The organism is Streptomyces sp. NPDC058534, assembly GCF_042717365.1.
Taxonomy (GTDB): domain Bacteria; phylum Actinomycetota; class Actinomycetes; order Streptomycetales; family Streptomycetaceae; genus Streptomyces.
The window spans coordinates 1-20679 of sequence record NZ_JBHXNW010000080.1 but is presented as its reverse complement, the minus strand read 5'-3'; the positions used below and the strand labels follow the sequence as shown (position 1 = coordinate 20679).

Here is a 20679-nt window from a genome sequence, read left to right as displayed (position 1 = left end):
TCCGCCGCCCGACCGGTCGGCCCGACGGGCTCAGTGCGCTCAGAACTGCCGAGCGTACTGCTCCGCTTCCTCGTGCGCCCGGGCCAGCGACGCCTCAGCCAGCGGCACGAGCGCGGCCATGGCCGGGTTGCGGGGAGCCATGGTCAGCTCGGGGGTGACGAAGTCGACGTTCAGGCCGAGGGAGTTGCCGAGGACGGTCTTCAGGTAGGGCGTCACGTGGTCCATGCCCTCGCGGGGGCTGCCGGGGCCGTAACCGCCGCCGCGGCTCGCGACGACCACGGCGCGGCGGCCGCGCGTGGGCACCTGGTCGGGGGAGCCGAAGAGGACCCGGCCGACGACGAAGACCTGGTCGATCCAGGCCTTGAAGGCGGACGGGACCGAGTTGTTGTACATCGGGACGGTGAACAGATAGGCGCCGGCCCCGTGGAACTCCTCGATGAGGGTGTCCTGGAGGGCTACTGCGGCCGCCTGAGCCTCGGTGCGGTCCTCGGCCGCGGTGAAGCGACCGGTGACCGCGTCGGGGGTCAGATGCGGCAGAGGGTCCGTCGCGAGGTCGCGGTGGACCACGGCGAGTTCGGGGTTGTTCTTCTGCCACGTGGACAGGAAGGTGGCCGCGACGTCCCGGGAGACCGATCGCTGGGGGACGGCGGAGGAGTCGATGTGCAGCAGGTAAGTCATCTTCGCATTTCATTCGGAGGCAGGGAGGAAACAGTTCCATCGTCGCCCAGGCGAGGGAGGGCAGCCACCCCTTGAAGGCGACTGGGCATCCCCCATGTTGACGGTTTTGACTCGATAGGACTCCGCGGGGGCACCCGGCGGGAAAGCGGGAAGGACGTAACCCATGGAGAGCAACTCTTCTCATGCGCTGTCGATTTCGGGGGCGACCCGGCTCTATGCCGTGCTCGGTGACCCCGTCGCCCAGGTGCGGGCTCCGTCCCTCCTCAATCCGCTGTTCGCGGAACTTGGCCTCAATTCAGTGCTGTTTCCGGTCCACGTGCGGCCGGATTCCTTCGCCGAGGTCTTTCAGGGACTGCGGAACACGGACAATCTCGACGGGATACTCGTGACCATTCCGCACAAGGCGGCCGCCCTGCGCCTCGCGGACGAGGTCAGCCCGGCCGCCGCGGCCTCCGGCGCCGTCAACGCGCTGCGGCGCGAACCGGACGGTCGCTGGACCGGTGAGAACTTCGACGGCATCGGGTTCGTCACCGGACTGACGGAAGCCGGACACCGCCCCGAGGGGATGCGCGTCACGGTCGTCGGCGCCGGCGGCGCCGGGAGCGCGATCGCGGCGGCTCTGCTGTCGGCGGGCGCGGCGCGGGTGAACCTGTGCGACCCGGACACCGGCAGGCTGGAGGCGCTGCTCGCGCGGCTCGACGCGTACTGGCCGGGCCGCGCGGAGGGAAACCGTACAGCCGTGTTCACGGACGCGGACCTCGTGGTCAACGCGACCCCGCTCGGCATGCGCCCCGACGATCCGCTGCCCTTCGACCCGCAGGACCTCCCGCCGCGGTGCGTGGTGGCCGACGTGATCATGAAGCCGAGGGAGACGGCACTGCTGCGGGCCGCCGCTGCTCTGGGACACCCGGTCCTGTACGGAGCGCCCATGCTCGACCATCAACTCGTCCTCTACCGAACCTTCTTCCGCCTCGACGAGACCGACGAGACGGTCGAGGGCGTCGAGACCATCCAGACGATCCAGGCCCTCCAGGCCGTCCACACCGAGGAGGCAGGACAGTGACCGCCCGCCGCCCGCAGCTCCTCGCCATCAGCGACCTGCACGTCGCCCACGCGGAGAACCGACGGATCGTCGAAGGGCTCCGCCCGTCGTCGGACGGGGACTGGCTGATCGTGGCCGGTGACGTGGGGGAGTTGAGCGAGCAGATCACCTGGGCCCTGCGGACGCTCAGCGAGAGGTTCGCCCGGGTGATCTGGACGCCGGGCAACCACGAGTTGTGGACCCCGGAGCCGGACCCGGTCCAGTTGCGGGGCGTCGAGCGGTACGAGTACCTGGTCGACGTCTGCCGCGGTCTGGGCGTGCTCACCCCCGAGGATCCGTACGCGCTGTGGGAGGGGGACGGCGGCCCGGTCCGCGTCGCGCCCCTGTTCACGCTGTACGACTACACCTTCCGTACCCCCACGGCCGCGAACAAGGAGGAGTCGCTCGCGCAGGCCTACGAGGCGGGGGTGGTGTGCACCGACGAGTTCTTCCTGCACCCCGACCCGTACGCCGGCTGTGAGGACTGGTGCGAGGCGCGCTTCGCGTACACCGAGCGCCGCCTCGCCGCGTGCGACCCCGACGTCCCGCTCGTGCTCGTCAACCACTGGCCCCTGCTCCGCGAACCCACGAGGATCCTGCGCTACCAGGAGTTCGCCCAGTGGTGCGGGACGGAGCGCACGGCGGACTGGCACCGCCGCTTCAACACCGCCGTGGCCGTCTACGGACACCTCCACATCCCCCGGACCACCCGGCACGACGGCGTGCGCTTCGAGGAGGTGTCGGTCGGCTACCCTCGGGAGTGGAAGCGCCCGGGTCACCCCAGGATCGTGCCGCGCCCCGTCCTCGTACCGGGGAGCGCCCTGTGATCGAGCGGATCCTCCCGGCCGGCCTCGCGCTCTCCGAGGCCTTCGACGACCCGGCCGACGCCACCCTCTTCCCGGAGGAGGCTGCGGTCGTCCGGAACGCGGTGGACTCCAGGAGACGGGAGTTCACCACCGTCCGGATGTGCGCCCGCCGGGCCGTCGCCGACCTGGGACTCGCCCCCGTCCCCGTACTGCCCGGCGTGGGCGGCGCGCCACGCTGGCCGGAAACCGTCGTCGGGAGTCTCACCCACTGCAGCGGGTACCGGGCCGCGGTCCTGGGCAGAAGCACGGACTTCGCGATGATCGGCATCGACGCGGAACCCCACGCGCCCCTGCCCGAGGGGATCCTCGACGCGACCGCGCTGGCGACGGAACGACGTCACCTGCGGCTCCTCGCGGCGGCGGACCCGGGAGTCCACTGGGACCGGCTGCTGTTCTGCATGAAGGAGGCCGTCTTCAAGGCGTGGTACCCCTTCACCGGCCGAGCCCTCGACTTCGAGGACGCCGACATCACCATCGACCTTGACGAAAGCACCTTCAGCGCCCGGATCCTGGCCCCCCACACGCTGCCCGGCGGCGCCCGCCTGAATCGCCTGGACGGCCGCTGGCTGGCCGGCGACGGCCTCGCCCTGGCCGCCATCGCCGTCCCCACCACCCGCCTGACGGCTTGAGCGGTCGCGGTACCGCCCGTGACAGGGCTTCACGGCCCGTAGGAACAGCAACTCCCGCACCCCTGAAGGAGAAACGTGACATTGTGCGATGGGGTGTTGACTCCGGATCTTGCACACGTCTATGCGGCTCGGGCCAGGGTAGTTGATGTTGCGTGGAGGGTGTTCTCGTAGGCGATCGGGGATCGCTGTCCGGGACGGGAATGCCGGCGTCGGGTGTTGTAGCGCGACAGCCGGCAGAAGGCGTCGAGTCGGGCCTCGCGCTCGTTTGGCCAGCCCTTTCGCCCCTTCAGCGTCTCTCTTCTGAAGGTCGCGTTGAACGACTCGGCCGCGGCGTTGTCGGCGCTGGAGCCGACCGCGCTCATGCTCTGCCGCACCCCCGCTGACCTGCAGGCTTCGGCGAATGCCCGACTCGTGTACTGGATGAGTTCAACCGGTCGTTGCAACACCGGCTTGTTGAAGCGAGCGTAGTTGCTCCTCGAAGACCTCAGCGGGCGTCTTCCACCCGAGGATCTTTCGTGGCCGGTTGTGACTTCCACTGAGAGACAGTTCCGGGGTCACGGCCGATCGTGCGAGCGATCTCGCGTACTCCCTTGTCCTGGGCCTTGAGCAGCGCGATCTCCTCACGCTCGGCAAACGACAAGACCGGCCCGTGGGCTCGTCCAGGCTCAGCGGCGTCATCCCGCCAGTGTGTCGAAACCATCGGATCCCGACCGGTGCCGACACGCCGACCCCCTCGGCGGCCTGGACCGTTGTGACCCCCGACGCGATCAGGTGCCAGAACTCCCGCTGCACAGCGCGCGACGGCTCCGGCCGGCCGGGCGAGCGCATCGGCGCCCGCATCGCCCGATCCGCGGCCCACTGCCCTCGCGCCCCGGCCGGCGCCTGCGGCATCGGCTTCCCCTGTCCCATCCACGACCTCCGTGATCAAGGTGTTGCGACGACCGGTTGAATTCGCCCTACCGCATCGCCTGCAGACACTGCAACAGCGGCGGAGCCCGCTACAACGGTGTCCGGGAAGGCCGCGCCAAGGGCAGCCAGTTCCCGCTCGTAGGCGGAACCCGCGCCCGCACTTCAGTCGACGACCTGGACCGCGAACAGCCGCTGCTCCTGGACCCAGCCCACCACAGCGACCCCGACCTGCTCGGCTTCGACAGCGCCGGCTACGCCCGGCGCAGCAACACCCCCTACTCGCTGAAGGTGGGACCCAAGGCGCCATACAGCTCGGCAGCCGCCAGGGCCCTGGCCCTGCAGCGCGCCTGCGACCGGCCCGCCGCCGCGCCCACCACAGCCGCAACGACGCCCGGCACCACACCCACCATCGACCCGGCACGTTCCCGAGTCGACCTGCAGGACCTGCAGGAACATCTGGACCCGGACGACCTGAAGGGCCGGCAGCACCCTCACCGGCCGGCACGAGAAGAAGGCGCACCAGGCAGTCCTGAACCACGAGGGCCAGATCAACGTCCTGGGCCGCCCCTGGCGCACCCCGACCACCTCCGCCAGAGCCGCGACCGGCAGCAACAAGATCGACGGCTGGGATTTCTGGCGGCTGACCATCGCCGGCGTGGAGCAGACCCTCGCCGAGTTCCGTGCCACGCACTTCCCGCCCACCGCACCGGTGTGAGACACGGGTGCGGGCGGCGAGGACGATGGCGCGGCCCATCGTCACCACACGATCCTGACTGCCCCGGCGGCGGGGCGGGATCAGCCCAGCCGCGGACGGCATCCGCTGTCCCTGCCGAGAATCTCTTCCGTGCAGGTCAGGCCGCATGCTGGTACTCGTGGAGGGTGCCGCCGAGGCGGTCGCGTCGTCGTATGTCGAGGTGGGCGATGGCGTCCGGGTCGGTGATCGGCGGTGGCAGGGGGTGCAGCGGGCGGGCGTCTGCGATGCCTTGGTGGGGCCGGTGGGAGTTGTAGTGCTGTTCGAACTCGCGCAGGGCGTGGAGCAGGTGGCGCTGGTTCCAGACCAGGGTGCGGTCCAGCAGCTCGCGTCGGCAGGTTTGCATCCAGCGTTCCATGAGCGCGTTCATCCGAGGCATCCGGATCCCGCTGAGTACGACCTCGATCCCCGCATCCTCAAGGACGGTGTCGACAGGGCGGGGTACTTCCCGTCGCGGTCGCGGATCATGAACCGGGCCCGGCAGCCGGCATCCTCGAGATCCATGACGAGGATCCTGGCGGCCTGTGCCACCCAGGAGGCGGTCGGGTGCGCCGTCGCGCCCAGGATGCGGATGCGCCGGCCGGCGCGCCTGATCACCGCGAACATCCAGACCGGCGGGCTCGCGCTGCGGCACTGGGTGAGCGCTAACGCGAGAGGAGCGTGACCGCACCCCGTGCCGCCGGTGCCGAGTACCGCTCCCACGGCCCCCAGCCGTCCGGTGTGGCGCTCCGCGTCCACGGCGTGCACTGGCCTGAGAGCCTGCCCGGCGCAGGATGGCGACGATCCGGTCGACTCGCGCCTGTGACAGAGGAGGCGCACCCTCGGCCTTGGCGGCTCCCGCCTTCCGGAGGTCCTCGAGTACGACCGGAGGGGCCGGGTGGCGCGGCCATCGTGTTCGCGAGGCGCTCTGATTGTCGGCGTGCTCTACGCTCACGGTCGTGCGTGCCGAGTGTCGAACTGACCGTGGTACATCGCTGCTGTTCTTGGCTGTGTCGCCTGCTGCAGCTGATGAGCCCGACAGTTGCCTCCTTCCGACCAGGTCCATCTGCCACAGGGGTATCGGCGCCTCACGCTGCCGCCGGCGGTACGTGCGCGGATGCTGCTGTTCCTGGGCGCGGACCAGGCCATTGCGGGACAGCACCCGGTGGACCATGGCCTGCGACGGCGCCGGCTCCGGCCCGCGGCCGGACAGCTCGTGGGAGATCCGGCGTGCACCCCACCGGGGATGTCGGCGACGCAGCTCGCAGATCTCGACCTCAACCTCGGCGGACAGGCGCGTGGGACTGTTCCGCGGCTGGCGGGAGCGATCCAGCAGACCGGGCATGCCCTCCTGCTCGAACCGCCGCCGCCAGCTGTGCAGGGTCTGGCGCGAGGTGCCGTACCGGGCCGCGACCTCACCGATCGGAGACCCGCCGAACACTTCGCGGACAGCCCGGTAGCGGTACTCGGCCAACTGCTGTATATCCACGACTCCGACGGAAGCACCCCTGCCGCACCGGCAGTTGGGGGATGGCGGACGTTCAGCCGAACGTGTCAACCATGTCCAGAGCACAAACGGTCAAGCATCTCCTGAGACCTCACACCGACAGCCTCCTTCCTCAAGTACGAGCCGCTCTCGACTCGTCAGCCGAACGCGTCGGTTTCGCTCAGGCGCCTGCCCGCAGCAGCGCTGCCATGCCCACCCATGACCGACGAAGCCGGTGCCAAGCGCGGAAGCTCGGCTCGGACCCCGGGTCGATCACAACGTCGGATTTCAGGGGAGGTGGCGATCTCAAGTACCGCAACCGAAGCATGTGAACCGAGGTGCTTCACCACTGCGAGTTAGTGCCTATTTGCATCCCTCGGCACGCCTCTGACCAGGGGTTTTGTGTGGTTGGCCGAGAGTGAGGCCAAACGGCGGCGGTGAATAGGGTCAAGAACGGCAATCGAAGCATGTCTCAGTACGTGCTGCGCAGCCTGATCCGCAAGTAGGCGGCGGCGCGAAATGGTTGAGGGCCGCATCCCCGTCGCCGGGGGTGCGGCCCTCAACCTTGCTTGCCTTAGAACATCAGGCGGTACGTGTTCCAGCCGCCGCTGCCGATCTTCACGGCGGAGCTGAACGGGGCGGAGCCGTTGCCGGTGCCCTTGTACAGGTACAGGGCCCCGTTCTTGTTACGGGCGACAAGGTCCGTGATGCCGTCGATGTCGATGTCACCGACGGAGACGATGTTGTTGTACGTGTTCCAACCGCCACCGATACGGCTGCGGGAGGAGAAGGGCGCCTTGTAGTTGCCGGTGCCCTTGTACAGCCACAGGACACCCGACTTGTCCTTGGCGACGATGTCGGCCTTGCCGTCACCGGAGAGGTCGCCCTTGCCGGTGATGTGGGTGTAGGCGTTCCACCCGCCGCCGACCTTGTAGCGCTGGGTCAGCTTGCCGTTGCCGTAGCCGAGGTACAGGTACAGGTAGCCGGAACCGTCCCGGGCGAGCAGGTCGTCGGCGCCGGCACCGCCCAGGTTGGCGCCCGAGAAGAGCTGGTTGTAGATCTTCCAGCCGTTGCCGACGAAGGTGTGGTCCTCGGTCCCCCAGGGGGCCCAGTAGAGCTGGCCTCCGGTGGTGACGTGCCATATGCCGTCCGAGTAGCCGTCGGCGTCCTGGTCGACCTGCGTCATGGCGCGGGCGGACTGCCAGCCGTACCCGGAGTCCAGGCGGGAGTCCAGCCCACCCTCCGCGTCGGGGTAGTAGCTCCACAGGTCACCGTTGCCGTCCACGCCGAACACCGGGTTGATCTGGGCGTCGCCGGGCAGGGCGCCGGCGCCGTACTTCGAGCCGCCCGAGGGCTTCAGGTCGGCGTGCGGCCGGGATGCGGCCGCCGGTCCGTCGGCGGCGACGGCGGCACTCGTACCGGTCGCCACCAGGGCGGCGGTGAGTGCCGCAGCCGTGGCACGCGCCAGGGCGCGACGCGTGTTCAGGCCAGAGCTTTTGGCCACGTGTGTCCTCCAGTTGACGATGCCATGAGGCATCCGGAACGGATCGCGGGCCGGTCGAGGCCCAGCAAGATCCGGGATACTCCGTGATCCTTACACATGACGTTCACACGTCAACCAGATTTACGGCAGGGGACGAGAGCGGTACAGAACAGGTATGGAAGAGCAACGTGGGGCGTACAACCTTTTGCGGGGTACGCCGGTCACCCGGCGTACCCCGCGGCGTCATCCCACGCTCACCTTCGGGTTCAGGACAGCAGCTCCACCTCCGCCAGCGTGGCCTCGCCGTCCAGGACCAGCCGGTACTTCGCGTATGTGCCCGGCGACTTCACCGAGAACGCCCGGGTCTGCCGGTCCCAGGCGAAGGACTCCCCGGAGCGCTGGTCCAGCGTCCGCCAGGTCGTGCCGTCGGCCGAGCCCTGGAGCTTCCAGCCGGCCGGTGCCTTCGAGTGGTCCGCCGGCGAAGTCAGCGTGTACTGGGCCGCCTTCACGCCCTTGCCGGAGACCGGCAGGTCCACCGACGTCACGTTCGCGTCCGTCGCCGAGGTGTTGTCGAACAGGGCGCCGTCACCCGCGACGGCGTCCGCGCGCGGGGTCGGCACCTCGTCGTCCTGGGTGACCGACGGCGGGGCCGCGTTCTTGCCGGTGCCCCACGAGGACGGCTTCGCGCCCATGTCGAACTCCAGGACACCGCCCTTCGCGATCAGCGAGTGGGGGAGCGAAGTGGACGTCCAGCGCTTGCCGTTGACCTTCAGCCCCTGCACGTAGATGTTCTTGGTGCTGTTCTTCGGCGCCTTGACGACCAGCTTGCGGCCGTTCTCCAGGTGGACCGTCGCCTTGGTGAACAGCGGGCTGCCGACGGCGTACTCGCCACTGCCCATCACCAGCGGGTAGAAGCCGAGCGAGGAGAAGAGGAACCAGGCCGACTGCTCGCCGTTGTCCTCGTCACCGTGGTAGCCCTGGCCGATGTCGCTGCCGGTGTACAGACGCTGGAGCACCTCGCGGACGTTCTTCTGCGTCTTGTACGGCTGCCCGGCCGCGTCGTACATGTACAGGGCGTGGTGGGCGACCTGGTTGGAGTGCCCGTACATGCCCATGCGGACGTCCCGCGCCTCGGTCATCTCGTGGATGACACCGCCGTAGGAGCCCTTGAACTCCGGGGAGGCCGTCTCGGGGGTGGCGAGGTACTCGTCGAGCTTGTCGCCGAGGCCGCTGCGGCCGCCGTAGAGGTTGGCGAGGCCGCGGCTGTCCTGCGGGGCGGTGAACGCGTAGCCCCAGCCGTTGGTCTCCGTGTAGTCGTATCCCCACACGCGCGGGTCGTACTTCTCGGAGTCCACCCGCCAGTCGCCCTTGGCGTCCTTGCCCTGGAAGAAGCCGGCCTTGCTGTCGAAGAGGTTGACGTAGTCCTGCGCGCGGTTGAGGAAGTACGCCGACTCCTCCTTGTACCGCTTCTCGCCGGTCTCCTTGTAGAGCTTCTCGCCCATCTTGGCGATGCCGTAGTCGTTGAGGTAGCCCTCCAGCGCCCACGACAGGCCCTCGTGCGTCTCGGTGCTGGTGTAGCCGAGGAACGGCGAGGTCTCCATGCCCTTGCGGCCCACGCCCGAGGACGGGGGCACGACGGTGGCGTTCTTCACGGCCGCGTCGTACGCCGCCTTCGCGTCGAAGTCGACGCCCTTGACGTAGGCGTCCGCGAAGGCCACGTCGGAGGAGGTGCCGGTCATCAGGTCCGCGTAGCCGGGGGAGGACCAACGGGAGGTCCAGCCGCCGTCCTTGTAGTGCTGCACGAAGCCGTCGACCAGCTCACCGGCCTTGGACGGGGTCAGGAAGGAGTACGCGGGCCAGGTGGTCCGGTACGTGTCCCAGAAGCCGTTGTTGACGTAGACCTTGCCGTCCACGATCTTGGCGCCGGTCTCGGTCGGGGTGTCCTCCTTGACCGCCTTCGAGAACGGGGAGGCGTACTTGTACGTGCCGTCGACCTTCTCGTGGCCGGCGTTCGGGTACAGGTACAGCCGGTAGAGGCTGGAGTACAGCGTGGTCAGCTGGTCCTGCGTGGCGCCCTCGACCTCGACCTTGCCGAGGACCTTGTCCCACTGCTTCTGGGCGTCGCGCTTGACCTTGTCGAAGGAGGCGCGCTTCGGGATCTCCTGGCGCAGGTTGTCCTTCGCCTGGTCGACGCCGATCAGCGAGGTCGCGATGCGCAGCGTCACCGCGCGGTCCCGGCCGGCGTCGAAGCGCAGGTGCCCCTTCACGCCGCCGGTGTCGCCGCCGGTGACCTTGCTGTCGAACTCGCCGTAGACGAACAGCCGGGTGGCGCCCGTGGACAGCCCGGACTTGACGTCGGAGTAGCCGGTGAAGGTGCCGGTCTCCTTGTCGAGGGTCAGCCCGGCCTGGTCGGTGACGTTGTCGAAGATCACGCTCGCGTCGTCACCCGGGTAGGTGAAGCGCATCATCGCCGCGTGGTCGGTCGGCGCCATCTCGGCCTTGAGACCGTTCTCGAACCGCACCCCGTAGTAGTACGGCCGGGCGGTCTCGTTCTCGTGCCGGAAGGCAAGCTCGCGGGCGTCACGGCCGGTGTCCGGGGTGCCGGACGCGGCCGAGGGCATCACCTGGAAGGTCTGCCGGTCGCCCATCCACGGGCTCGGCTCGTGGCTCGCGCCGAACGCCTGGAGGGTGGGCAGGTTGTCCGCGTTGTTGCCGCGCGCGTACTCGTACAGCCAGCTCAGCGATCCGGCGTTGGTCACCGGCGTCCAGAAGTTGAAGCCGTGCGGTACGGCGGTCGCCGGGAAGTTGTTGCCGCGCGAGAAGCTGCCGCTGGAGTTGGTGCCGCGGGTGGTGAGCGCGTAGTCGGAGAGGTGGGCCTTCGGGCGCTCGTACGCGGCCCGCTCGATCTTCAGATCGTCCAGCCAGCCGCGGAACTTCGCCGGGCCCTTGGGGGAGTCGTACGCCACCAGGATCCGGTCGACGGTCTTGCCGGCCGCCACCGAGCCGATGCCCGACTCGACGCTGTTCCACTGGTTGACGTAGAGGATCTTGGCGTCGCCCTGACCGCGCGGCGTCAGCGGGAACCCGTGCTGGTCGGTGGCCTTGAGGTCGCTCAGGTAGGTGCCGTCGGTGAAGACGAGGTCGACGGAGACGTTCGTGGCGTCGTAGTCGAGGTCGCCGTCGGCCATCGACGGGAAGATCTTGTACGACAGCTCGCTGCGGCGGTCGACCCTGACATTGACGTCGAAGACCTTGTTGTACGAGTACGCCCGGCCGTCCGCGGTGTGCCGGCCCGCGTAGCGCAGGGCGTGCTTGCCGGTGAAGCCGGCGCCCGACTTCGCGGTCGGCGAGCCGGTCGGGCCGCGGTCGACGAGGGAGAGCATGTCCTCGGGGACCGGGGTGTCGGTGGCGCCGGTGGACAGCTGGAAGCCGGCGAGCTGGAGGGCGTCGCCCGCGCCGTTGTTCTTGGTGATCTCCAGCCGGAAGTGCTGGTACTCGGCGGCCTCGGCGAGGTCGTACGTCTTCGTCCGGAAGCGCTCGCCGAAGGATTCACCGGAGCGGGTGTCCAGCGTCTGCCAGGTCTCGCCGTCCGCCGAGCCCTTCAGCGTCCAGTCCACCGGGTCGCGTTCGGCGTGGTCGTTGGCCGAGGTGAGGGCGTACTTGGCGATCTTCGTCGACTTGTCCAGGTCGAACTCGACCCAGCCCGTCTTCTCGAAGGTCAGCCACTTGGTGCCCGGCTCGCCGTCGACGAGGTTCTCCTTGACCTCCCCGCCGTTCGTGTTCTCGGCGCTGGCCCGCACGCCGGTGACGTGGTCGGTGACGTTGCCCGGTATGCCGGTGGTGTACCCGCCGTCCACACCCGAGGACCGCTTGCCGCCGTCCGCGCCGGTGTCCACGGTGCTGAGCCAGTCCGGAGCCGGGTCGTCCGCCTCGAACGAGGACGCGAACTCCCGGTCGGTGCCGGCCGGAGCCTGCGGCAGCGCGACCGCCGCCCCCTGTGAACCCACCGCCAAAGCGAAGGCGGTCGTCAGCACGACCGCCGGACCCCATCTGTGCCGAACTCTGTATTCCATGTCCTGGCCACCCTCCCTGCGCGTGGGACAACGTTGTCAAATCAGCTGCGCAAGGACCAGTAGGGGTCAAGTGACATGTGATGTCAAGGGTGTTGGATGTGGCGTTCGGGGCTTATGCCAGGGATTCTTATGGCATGGCGTGCACAGGCCACTCATATTTCCGGGAGGTCTCAACTCGGAAAAGACGTACCGCCAACCTTGCTTTCGATCTTGATCCGCTGGCGGGAAGTGGACTATACCTGTCGCCCACCGGGGCGTTTTCCTGCACGGCCCAGCGTGACCCGATCGCGGTGCCGGGGAGGATCCGGTTCACCGCCTGAGTCCTGGAGAAGGCGAGGACTTGAGCATGGGATCCACTTCCGCCGAGAACAACGGTACGGGCGTCGGCCGCCGCGATCTGATCAAGCGGTCCGCCGCGCTCGGCCTGATCTCCGTACCGACCATGAGCTTCCTGTCCGCCTGCGCGAGCGGCGGCGGGGACGACCAGGAGAAGGCCGAGGCGGGCGAGAAGTCCGCCAAGAACCCTCTCGCGGTCAACGACAGCGCCCAGATGGAATTCGTCCTCTTCGACGGCGGCTTCGGCAAGGAGTACGCCGAGGACGCCGTGAAGCTGTACGAGAAGGCCTTTCCGAAGGCCAAGGTGAAGTTCTCCGCCACCCAGAAGATCCAGTCGACCCTCCAGCCGCGCTTCAACGGCGGCAACCCGCCCGACCTCGTCGACAACTCCGGCGCCGAGCAGATGGACATGGGCGTCCTGGTCGGCAAGAAGCAGCTCGCCGACCTCACCCCGCTCCTCGACGCCCCGTCCTACGACGACCCGAACAAGAAGGTCCGCGACACGCTGCGCCCCGGCATCGTGGAAATGGGCCAGTTCGACGGCGACCCGGTCTGGATCATGTACTACGCGTACACGGTCTACGGGAACTGGTACTCGCAGAAGGCGCTCGACTCGCTGGACGCGGAATACCCGAAGACCTGGGACGAGATGCTCGCGGTCTGTGCGAAGGCCAAGAAGAAGGGCATGGCGGGCTGGACGTACGCGGGCAAGTACCCGTACTACATCCCGTTCTCGATGTCCCCGATGATCGCCAAGGTCGGCGGTGTCGAGGTGCTGAACGCCATCGACAACCTGGAGCCGAACGCCTGGAAGCACCCGGCCGTCAAGACGGTCTTCGAGGCCTGGTACGAGCTGTACAAGAAGGGCTACATCCTCAAGGGCACCCCGGGCCTGGACCACATCCAGTCCCAGACCGCCTGGGCCAAGGGCAACGCCCTGTTCATCCCCAACGGCTCCTGGGTGGAGAACGAGTCGGCCAAGGTCATCCCCGCCGACTTCGGGCTCACCGTCTCCGCCCCGCCCGGCATCGACGGCTCCGACAAGATGCCCTTCGGCACCATGTGGGCCTCCGGCGGCGAGCCGTTCATCGTCCCGGCCAAGGCGGCCAACGGCGCCGGCGGCATGGAGCAGCTGCGCATCATGCTCAGCGAGGCGTCCTCGAAGAACTTCACCAGCAAGGTGAAGTCGCTCAGCGCCTACAACGGCGGCACCGACGGCATCGAGCTGACCCCGGGCCTCAAGTCCGGCGTCGCCGCGCTGGAGCTGGCCGCCGACAACGTGGTGAACCCGCGCATGCAGGACTGGTACGTGCAGCTCCAGAAGGAGAAGATCGGCGTCTCGTGCCTGGGCGAGATGATGGCGGGCCGGATGACTCCGGCCGAGACCATCAAGAAGATCCAGGGCTACGCCGACGACGCCGCCAAGGACTCGTCGATCAAGCACTACAAGCACCAGTGAGGAAGCGTCACCAGGGCCCGTCCGGCGCCGGCGCGCCCGACGGGCCCTGGCGGCGCCACCCGCGCTCAGATCGGGGTCGGTAGCAATGCAGCACGGCAAGTACCGGTTCATCGTGGGGTTCCTGGCGGTACCCCTGGGGCTGTACGCGCTCTTCGTCGTCTGGCCGTTCATCCAGTCCATCTACTACTCGTTCACGGACTGGACCGGACTGAGCCCCGAGTTCAAGATGGTCGGCTTCGACAACTACGAACGGATGCTCGACGACGACATCTTCTGGAAGTCGTTGCAGCACAGCGTCATGTTCGCCCTGCTGGTGCCGCTGGTGACGCTCGGCCTGGCGCTCTTCTTCGCCTTCATGATCAATGTGGGCGGGCGGAAGCGGAAGGGCGGCCCGGTGATCACCGGCGTCCGCGGCTCCGGCTTCTACAAGATCGTCTACTTCTTCCCGCAGGTGCTGTCCATCGCGATCGTCGCGCTGCTGTTCGCCTTCGCGTACAACCCGGACAGCGGCGCGATCAACTCGCTGCTGCGCGGGATCGGCCTGGACTCGATCCAGCCGCTGTGGCTCGGCGACCCCAACTTCGCGCTGTGGTGCGTGATGGCGGTGCTCGTCTGGTCCACCGTCGGCTTCTTCGTGGTCCTCTTCTCCGCCGGCATGGCCTCCATCCCGGCGGAGCTGTACGAGGCCGCGCTGCTGGACGGGGCGAACCGCTTCACGACCTTCTTCAAGGTCACTCTGCCGCTGCTGTGGGACACCGTGCAGTCCGGCTGGGTCTACATGGGCATCCTCGCGCTCGGTGCCGAGTCGTTCGCGGTCGTGCAGATCATGACGACCGGGCCCGGCGGACCCGACTACTCGACCACCGTGATGGTCCTGTACGTGTACCAGAAGGCGTTCCGGGACGGTCAGGCCGCCTACGCCACCACCATCGGCGTCGCCCTGCTCCTGATCACGCTGGCCTTCGCGGCCGTCGTGATGAAGCTGGGCCGGCGCGAGCGGCTGGAGTACTGAGCAATGAAGACGACCGAGACCCCCGCCCCCGTACCGGCCGAGTCCGGCGCGCCCGTCCTGAAGACCGAGGCCGCGCCCGGCGGACTCCGCAAGGGGAAGAAGAAGGGCACCACCCTCAACGTCTTCTCCCACGGCGTCCTCGTCATCTGGGCGATCATGGTCGGCATGCCGCTGGTGTGGGCGGTGATGACCTCCTTCAAGGACGACGCCTCCATCTTCGGTTCGCCCTGGTCGCTGCCCGACAAGCTGAACTTCGACAACTGGTCGCGGGCCTGGTCCCAGGCGCACATGAGCGAGTACTTCCTCAACACCGTCCTGGTGGTGGGCGGTTCGCTGGTCGGCACCCTGGTGCTGGGTTCCATGGCGGCCTATGTGCTGGCCCGGTTCGACTTCCCGGGCAACCGGTTCATCTATTACTTGTTCATCGGCGGCATGAGTTTCCCGATCATGCTCGCGCTGGTCCCGTTGTTCTACGTCGTGGACAACATGGGGCTGCTGAACACCATCCACGGGCTGATCCTGGTCTACATCGCGTACTCGCTGCCCTTCACGGTGTTCTTCCTGACCGCGTTCTTCCGGACCCTGCCCAGTTCGGTGGCGGAGGCGGCGTTCGTGGACGGGGCCTCGCACACCCGGACGTTCTTCCAGGTCATGCTGCCGATGGCCAAGCCCGGCCTGATCAGTGTGGGGATCTTCAACTTCCTGGGGCAGTGGAACCAGTACATGCTGCCGACCGTGCTGAACACGGACCCGGACAAGCACGTCCTCACCCAGGGCCTGGTGCAGCTGGCGGTCAGCCAGGGCTACAAGGGCGACTGGTCGGGCCTCTTCGCGGGCCTGGTGATGGCCATGCTGCCGGTGCTGGCGGCGTACATCATCTTCCAGCGCCAGGTGGTCCAGGGACTCACCGCGGGCGCCCTGAAGTAACGCCCCGGCGCCCCCCGGCGTTCTCGCGCGTGCCGCTCCCGAGGCCGGGGGCGGCACGCGCGTGTGTGCGGTCACGCCCCCGTGGGGACCCTGATGCGGTTCAACCTCTTGACGGGAGGCGACCCGAACGGCTCAGCTTAGAGTTCACTAGTTGGACATGGACGGGGCCTCATCGAAGCGGCCCCGCGCGCAGGAGGTCGTCGTGGAGACTCCGGGGTCGCAGTCGTCGCTGCACCGAGCCAACCTGGAACGGGTCGTACGAGCGGTACGGCTCGCCGGTTCGCTCACGCAGGCGGAGATCGCGAGGACGACGGGCCTGTCCGCGGCCACCGTCTCGAACATCGTCCGGGAGCTGAAGGAGGGCGGGACCGTCGAGGTCACGCCCACGTCGGCGGGCGGCCGGCGGGCCCGCAGCGTCTCGCTGAGCGGGGACGCCGGCATTGTCATCGGCGTGGACTTCGGGCACACCCACCTGCGCGTCGCGATCGGGAACCTCGCCCACCAGGTCCTCGCCGAGGAGTCCGAGCCGCTGGACGTGGACGCCTCCTCGGACCAGGGCTTCGACCGGGCTGAACAGCTGGTCAGCCGGCTCATCGCGGCCACCGGCATCGACCGCGCCAAGATCGCCGGAGTGGGCCTCGGCGTGCCCGGCCCGATCGACGTGGAGTCCGGGACGCTGGGTTCGACCGCCATCCTGCCCGGCTGGGGCGGCACCCGGCCCGCCGAGGAGCTGCGGGGGCGGCTCGGCGTGCCGGTGCACGTGGACAACGACGCCAACCTCGGCGCCCTGGGGGAGCTGGTCTGGGGGAGCGGCCGGGGCGTGCGTGACCTGGCGTACATCAAGGTCGCCAGCGGTGTCGGCGCGGGTCTGGTGATCAACGGCAAGATCTATCGGGGACCGGGCGGCACGGCGGGAGAAATCGGTCATATCACCCTCGATGAGGCCGGGCCCGTCTGTCGTTGCGGAAACCGGGGTTGCCTGGAGACCTTCGCGGCAGCACGCTATGTGCTTCCGCTCCTCCAGCCCAGCCACGGCACCGATCTGACGATGGAGGGTGTCGTACGGCTGGCGCGGGACGGTGACCCGGGCTGCCGTCGGGTGATCGCCGACGTCGGCCGCCACGTCGGCAGTGGAGTCGCCAACCTCTGCAACCTGCTCAATCCGAGCCGGGTCGTCCTCGGCGGCGATCTCGCCGAGGCCGGTGAGCTGGTGCTCGGGCCGATAAGAGAATCCGTCGGGCGGTACGCCATCCCCAGCGCGGCGCGTCGACTCTCGGTGCTTCCCGGGGCACTTGGGGGCCGTGCGGAGGTGCTCGGGGCGCTCGCCCTCGCCCTCAGCGAAATGGGCGATTCCACCCTTTTGGACGGAAGTGCGACCGGTGCTCTGCCGGCTGCCACGCCTGCCTTCACTTAGAGCACGGATGGCACCGTTGTCATCTCGTTAAGGATTTACTTCTTGACGTCGCACCTGCGGCCGAGTTGACTTCCAGCCACCTCGGCCGCAACGACGCGGCCTCGTCAGGGAGGTTTGTGAAGTGAACACGCGTATGCGTCGTGCCGCCTTTGCCGTCGCCGCCGGCGCCATGGCCGTCTCGCTCGCTGCCTGTGGCAGTGCCGCGGAGTCCGACAACAACGACTCGTCCGACTCGGCCGCGAAGAAGGGCGACGACATCAAGGTCGGTCTGCTCCTTCCGGAGAACCAGACCGCGCGCTACGAGAAGTTCGACAAGCCCTTGATCGAGAAGAAGGTCAAGGAGCTGACGAACAACAAGGGCGAGGTCGTCTACGCCAACGCCAAGCAGGACGCCAGCCTGCAGAACCAGCAGGTCGACACGATGGTGACCAACAAGGTCGACGTGCTGATCGTGGACGCGGTGGACTTCAAGGCCATCGCCGGCTCGGTGAAGAAGGCCAAGGACGCCGGCATCAAGGTCGTCGCCTACGACCGCCTGGCCGAGGGCCCGATCGACGCCTACACCTCGTTCGACAACGTCACCGTCGGCAAGACGCAGGGCGAGGCGCTGCTGAAGGCGCTGGGCGACAAGGCCAAGGACAGCCAGATCGTCATGATGAACGGCTCGTCCACCGACCCGAACGCCGCCCAGTTCAAGGAGGGCGCCCACTCCGTCCTCGACGGCAAGGTGAAGATCGGCCGCGAGTACGACACCGTGGAGTGGAAGCCGGCCAACGCCAACGCCAACATGCAGGCGGCCATCTCCGCCCTCGGCAAGGACAAGGTCGCCGGCGTCTACTCCGCCAACGACGGCATGGCGGGCGGCATCATCACCGCCCTCAAGCGCGCCGGCATCGCGAACATCCCGGTCACCGGCCAGGACGCCGAACTCGCGGGCGTGCAGCGCATCATCACCGGCGAGCAGTACATGAGCGTCTACAAGTCCTACCCGCAGGAGGCCGCCGTCGCGGCCGAGATGGCCGTCAAGCTGGCCAAGGGCGAGTCGCTCGACTCCGTCGCCAAGGACAAGGTCGACAGCGGCACCACGAAGGGTGTCCCCGCCGTCCTCGTCCCGGTGGTCTCCCTGACCAAGGACAACATCAAGGAAACCGTCATCAAGGAAGGTTTCTACACGCTCGACGAGATCTGCACCGACAAGTACAAGGCCGCCTGCGACAAGATCGGTCTGAAGTAAGCGACCCCGCCTCCCGCGCCCGCTGAGCGCGCGGGAGCGGCCGCCCCAGCTCCTTCGGCGCCCCGCACTCATCAGCCCCGCAGGCTACGCGGGGCGCCGGACGGACACCCTCCCCCGAAAACTTTCTGTACAACCTCCCGCCGGGTCAGGCGGCGAAGGAGATGGTTCACGTGTCCGCTACGCCCGTGCTGGCGTTGCGCGGGGTCTCCAAGCGATTCGGTGCCGTCCAGGCGCTCACCGACGTAGAGCTTGAGGTCCACGCCGGTGAGGTGGTCGCCCTGGTGGGCGACAACGGCGCCGGAAAGTCCACGCTGGTCAAGACGATCGCCGGCGTGCACCCCATCGATGAGGGCGCCATCGAGTGGGACGGCAGGTCCGTCTCGATCAACAGGCCGCACGACGCCCAGAACCTCGGCATCGCGACGGTCTACCAGGACCTCGCGCTGTGCGACAACATCGACGTCGTCGGCAACCTCTACCTGGGCCGGGAGCTGCGCAAGCGCGGCGTCCTGGACGAGGTGGAGATGGAGCGCCGCTCCCGCGAGCTCCTTGACACGCTGTCCATCCGCATCCCCAGCGTCCGCATCCCGATCGCCTCGCTCTCCGGCGGTCAGCGCCAGGTCGTGGCGATCGCCCGCTCCATGCTCGGCGAGCCGAAGCTGGTCATCCTGGACGAGCCCACCGCCGCCCTCGGCGTCGAGCAGACCGCCCAGGTCCTCGACCTCGTCGAGCGGCTGCGCGAGCGCGGCCACGCGGTCATCCTCATCAGCCACAACATGGCCGACGTCAAGGCGGTCGCCGACAAGGTCGCCGTCCTGCGCCTCGGGCGCAACAACGGCATCTTCGAGGTCAAGTCGACCTCCCAGGAAGAGATCATCTCCGCCATCACGGGCGCCACGGAGAACGCCGTGACCCGTCGTGCGGCGCGCACCAATGGGGAGATCAAGAAGTGAGCATCGACAAGACCTCCACGGCCGCCGGGGAGCACTCGGTGGAGAACCCCGACGCGGCCTCCGCCGCGGTCGCCGCGGTCGACCCGCGGCTGCTGGTGCGCGAGCAGGGCTTCGCCGGCTACCTCGGCGAGTTCAAGCGGAAGATGAAGGCCGGTGACCTCGGGTCCATCCCGGTCGTCGTGGGTCTGCTGATCATCTGGGCCATCTTCACCAGCCTGAACTCCAACTTCCTCACCGCCGGCAACTTCTCCGACATGTCGGTCGCCATGGTCGGCACCGGCATGATCGCCGTCGGTATCGTCTTCGTCCTGCTGCTCGGCGAGATCGACCTGTCGGTCGGCTCGGTCAGCGGTGTCGCGGGCGCCGCCTTCGCGGTGCTGAGCGTCACGCACGGGATGAACGAGATACTCGCCCTGGTGCTGGCGATCCTCACCGGCACCGCGGCCGGTGCCATCCACGGCTTCGTCTTCGCCCGCATCGGTGTCCCGGCCTTCGCCGTCACGCTGGCCGGCCTGCTGTTCTGGCAGGGCTTCATGCTGCAGATCCTCGGCAGCAACGGCACGATCAACCTCGACTCCGAGGGCGTGGTCGTCAAGCTGACCAGCTACTACTTCAGCGACGTGGCCGCCGCCTACGGCCTGGCGATCGTCGTCACCGCGGGGTACTTCCTCAGCGCGTTCTTCGACAACCGCCGCCGCGAGGCCGCCGGGGTGCCGTCCCGGCCGCTGAACGAGATCATCGTGCGCACGGTGCTGCTCGCCGTGCTGGCCTTCGCCGTGGCGATCGTCTTCAACCAGTACAAGGGCCTGCCGCTGGCCGTGGTGATCTTCCTGGCCTTCCTGCTGCTCACGGACTTCGTCCTGCGCCGTACCGCCTACGGCCGGAAGATCTTCGCCCTCGGCGGCAGCGTCGAGGCGTCCCGCCGGGCCGGTATCAACGTCGAGCTGGTGCGGATCTCGGTCTTCGCGATCGCGGGCACCTTCGCCGCGATCGGCGGCCTCTTCGTGGCCTCGAAGATCGCCTCCGCCAACCAGGGCGCGGGCACCGGTGAGTTCCTGATGAACGTCATCGCCGCGGCCGTCATCGGCGGCACGTCCCTCTTCGGCGGCCGCGGCCGCACCTGGGACGCGCTGCTCGGTGTGATGGTCATCGTCTCGATCCAGTACGGCCTCGCCCTGGAGGGCATCGCCTCGCCGGTCCAGTACATGATCACCGGTGGCGTCCTGCTGGCGACCGTCGTCATCGACGCGATCACCCGCAAGACCCAGAAGACCGCCGGTCGCGCCTAGGGGGTGTCGTTTGGATCAGGCCGGCCGCGGGCTACGGCGCCTTGTGGCCGACCCGAGAGGGGTCTGGTGCGTGCAGCTGCAAGGCGGAGGAGGGCGACAGGGCGGAGCCCTGGCAACCCT

The 20679-nt window shown here is 68.3% G+C and carries 14 protein-coding genes and 3 pseudogenes; 10 read left to right on the top strand and 7 right to left on the bottom strand.

Going from position 1 to position 20679, the window contains the following annotated elements; genetic code table 11:
• Positions 1-39 precede the first annotated feature (39 nt).
• Positions 40-678 (bottom strand): FMN-dependent NADH-azoreductase, encoded by a 639-nt coding sequence (locus ACFWR9_RS34855; protein WP_383849443.1) that lies wholly within the window; start codon positions 676-678, stop codon positions 40-42.
• A 163-nt stretch (positions 679-841) separates the two neighbouring features.
• Between ACFWR9_RS34855 and ACFWR9_RS34850 the strand changes: the two genes are divergently transcribed.
• From ACFWR9_RS34850 to ACFWR9_RS34840, 3 genes are read left to right on the top strand one after another with little or no spacing between them, the layout of a single operon-like run.
• Complete coding sequence (locus tag ACFWR9_RS34850) at positions 842-1741, top strand: shikimate dehydrogenase family protein (RefSeq protein WP_383849440.1); 900 nt, start codon at positions 842-844, stop codon at positions 1739-1741.
• Positions 1738-2586, top strand: coding sequence for a metallophosphoesterase family protein (locus tag ACFWR9_RS34845; protein WP_383849437.1), 849 nt, complete (start codon positions 1738-1740; stop codon positions 2584-2586). The genes ACFWR9_RS34850 and ACFWR9_RS34845 overlap by 4 nt, the downstream gene beginning before the upstream one ends.
• On the top strand, positions 2583-3254 hold the full coding sequence (locus ACFWR9_RS34840) for a 4'-phosphopantetheinyl transferase (RefSeq protein WP_383849434.1): 672 nt from the start codon (positions 2583-2585) through the stop codon (positions 3252-3254). Before ACFWR9_RS34845 ends, ACFWR9_RS34840 begins: the two co-directional genes overlap by 4 nt.
• A gap of 119 nt (positions 3255-3373) precedes the next feature.
• On the opposite strand, the gene ACFWR9_RS34835 is transcribed toward ACFWR9_RS34840, so the two are convergent.
• From ACFWR9_RS34835 to ACFWR9_RS34810, 6 genes and pseudogenes are all read right to left on the bottom strand, one after another.
• Positions 3374-3616, bottom strand: coding sequence for an integrase core domain-containing protein (locus tag ACFWR9_RS34835; protein WP_383849432.1), 243 nt, complete (start codon positions 3614-3616; stop codon positions 3374-3376).
• 140 nt (positions 3617-3756) lie between these two features.
• Positions 3757-4145: pseudogene (locus ACFWR9_RS34830) on the bottom strand (helix-turn-helix domain-containing protein); the annotation flags it as partial.
• An 869-nt stretch (positions 4146-5014) separates the two neighbouring features.
• Positions 5015-5520 (bottom strand): annotated as a pseudogene (locus ACFWR9_RS34825) (integrase core domain-containing protein); the annotation flags it as partial.
• Between the two features lie 541 nt (positions 5521-6061).
• A pseudogene (locus ACFWR9_RS34820) lies at positions 6062-6382 on the bottom strand (helix-turn-helix domain-containing protein); the annotation flags it as partial.
• Positions 6383-6953: 571 nt separating this feature from the next.
• On the bottom strand, positions 6954-7883 hold the full coding sequence (locus ACFWR9_RS34815; protein WP_383849429.1) for an FG-GAP repeat domain-containing protein: 930 nt from the start codon (positions 7881-7883) through the stop codon (positions 6954-6956).
• Between the two features lie 245 nt (positions 7884-8128).
• Positions 8129-11935: a GH92 family glycosyl hydrolase gene (locus ACFWR9_RS34810; RefSeq protein ID WP_383849427.1), complete on the bottom strand. Its 3807-nt coding sequence runs from the start codon at positions 11933-11935 to the stop codon at positions 8129-8131.
• Positions 11936-12281: 346 nt separating this feature from the next.
• On the opposite strand from ACFWR9_RS34810, the gene ngcE reads away from it, so the two are divergent.
• From ngcE to ACFWR9_RS34775, 7 genes are all read left to right on the top strand, one after another.
• Positions 12282-13730, top strand: coding sequence for an N-acetylglucosamine/diacetylchitobiose ABC transporter substrate-binding protein (gene ngcE / locus ACFWR9_RS34805; protein ID WP_383849424.1), 1449 nt, complete (start codon positions 12282-12284; stop codon positions 13728-13730).
• A gap of 85 nt (positions 13731-13815) precedes the next feature.
• Entirely contained in the window at positions 13816-14742 is a 927-nt protein-coding gene (locus tag ACFWR9_RS34800) for a carbohydrate ABC transporter permease (protein ID WP_383849421.1), read from the top strand.
• Positions 14743-14745: 3 nt separating this feature from the next.
• Positions 14746-15669 (top strand): carbohydrate ABC transporter permease, encoded by a 924-nt coding sequence (locus ACFWR9_RS34795; RefSeq protein ID WP_383849418.1) that lies wholly within the window; start codon positions 14746-14748, stop codon positions 15667-15669.
• Positions 15670-15871: 202 nt separating this feature from the next.
• A complete protein-coding gene (locus ACFWR9_RS34790; RefSeq protein ID WP_383849415.1) occupies positions 15872-17083 on the top strand; it encodes an ROK family protein in 1212 nt (403 codons plus the stop codon).
• A 133-nt stretch (positions 17084-17216) separates the two neighbouring features.
• Complete coding sequence (locus ACFWR9_RS34785) at positions 17217-18317, top strand: substrate-binding domain-containing protein (RefSeq protein WP_383849481.1); 1101 nt, start codon at positions 17217-17219, stop codon at positions 18315-18317.
• Positions 18318-18478: 161 nt separating this feature from the next.
• Positions 18479-19270 (top strand): ATP-binding cassette domain-containing protein, encoded by a 792-nt coding sequence (locus tag ACFWR9_RS34780; RefSeq protein WP_064730313.1) that lies wholly within the window; start codon positions 18479-18481, stop codon positions 19268-19270.
• Positions 19267-20559, top strand: coding sequence for a sugar ABC transporter permease (locus ACFWR9_RS34775; protein WP_383849412.1), 1293 nt, complete (start codon positions 19267-19269; stop codon positions 20557-20559). The genes ACFWR9_RS34780 and ACFWR9_RS34775 overlap by 4 nt, the downstream gene beginning before the upstream one ends.
• Positions 20560-20679: the final 120 nt, after the last annotated feature.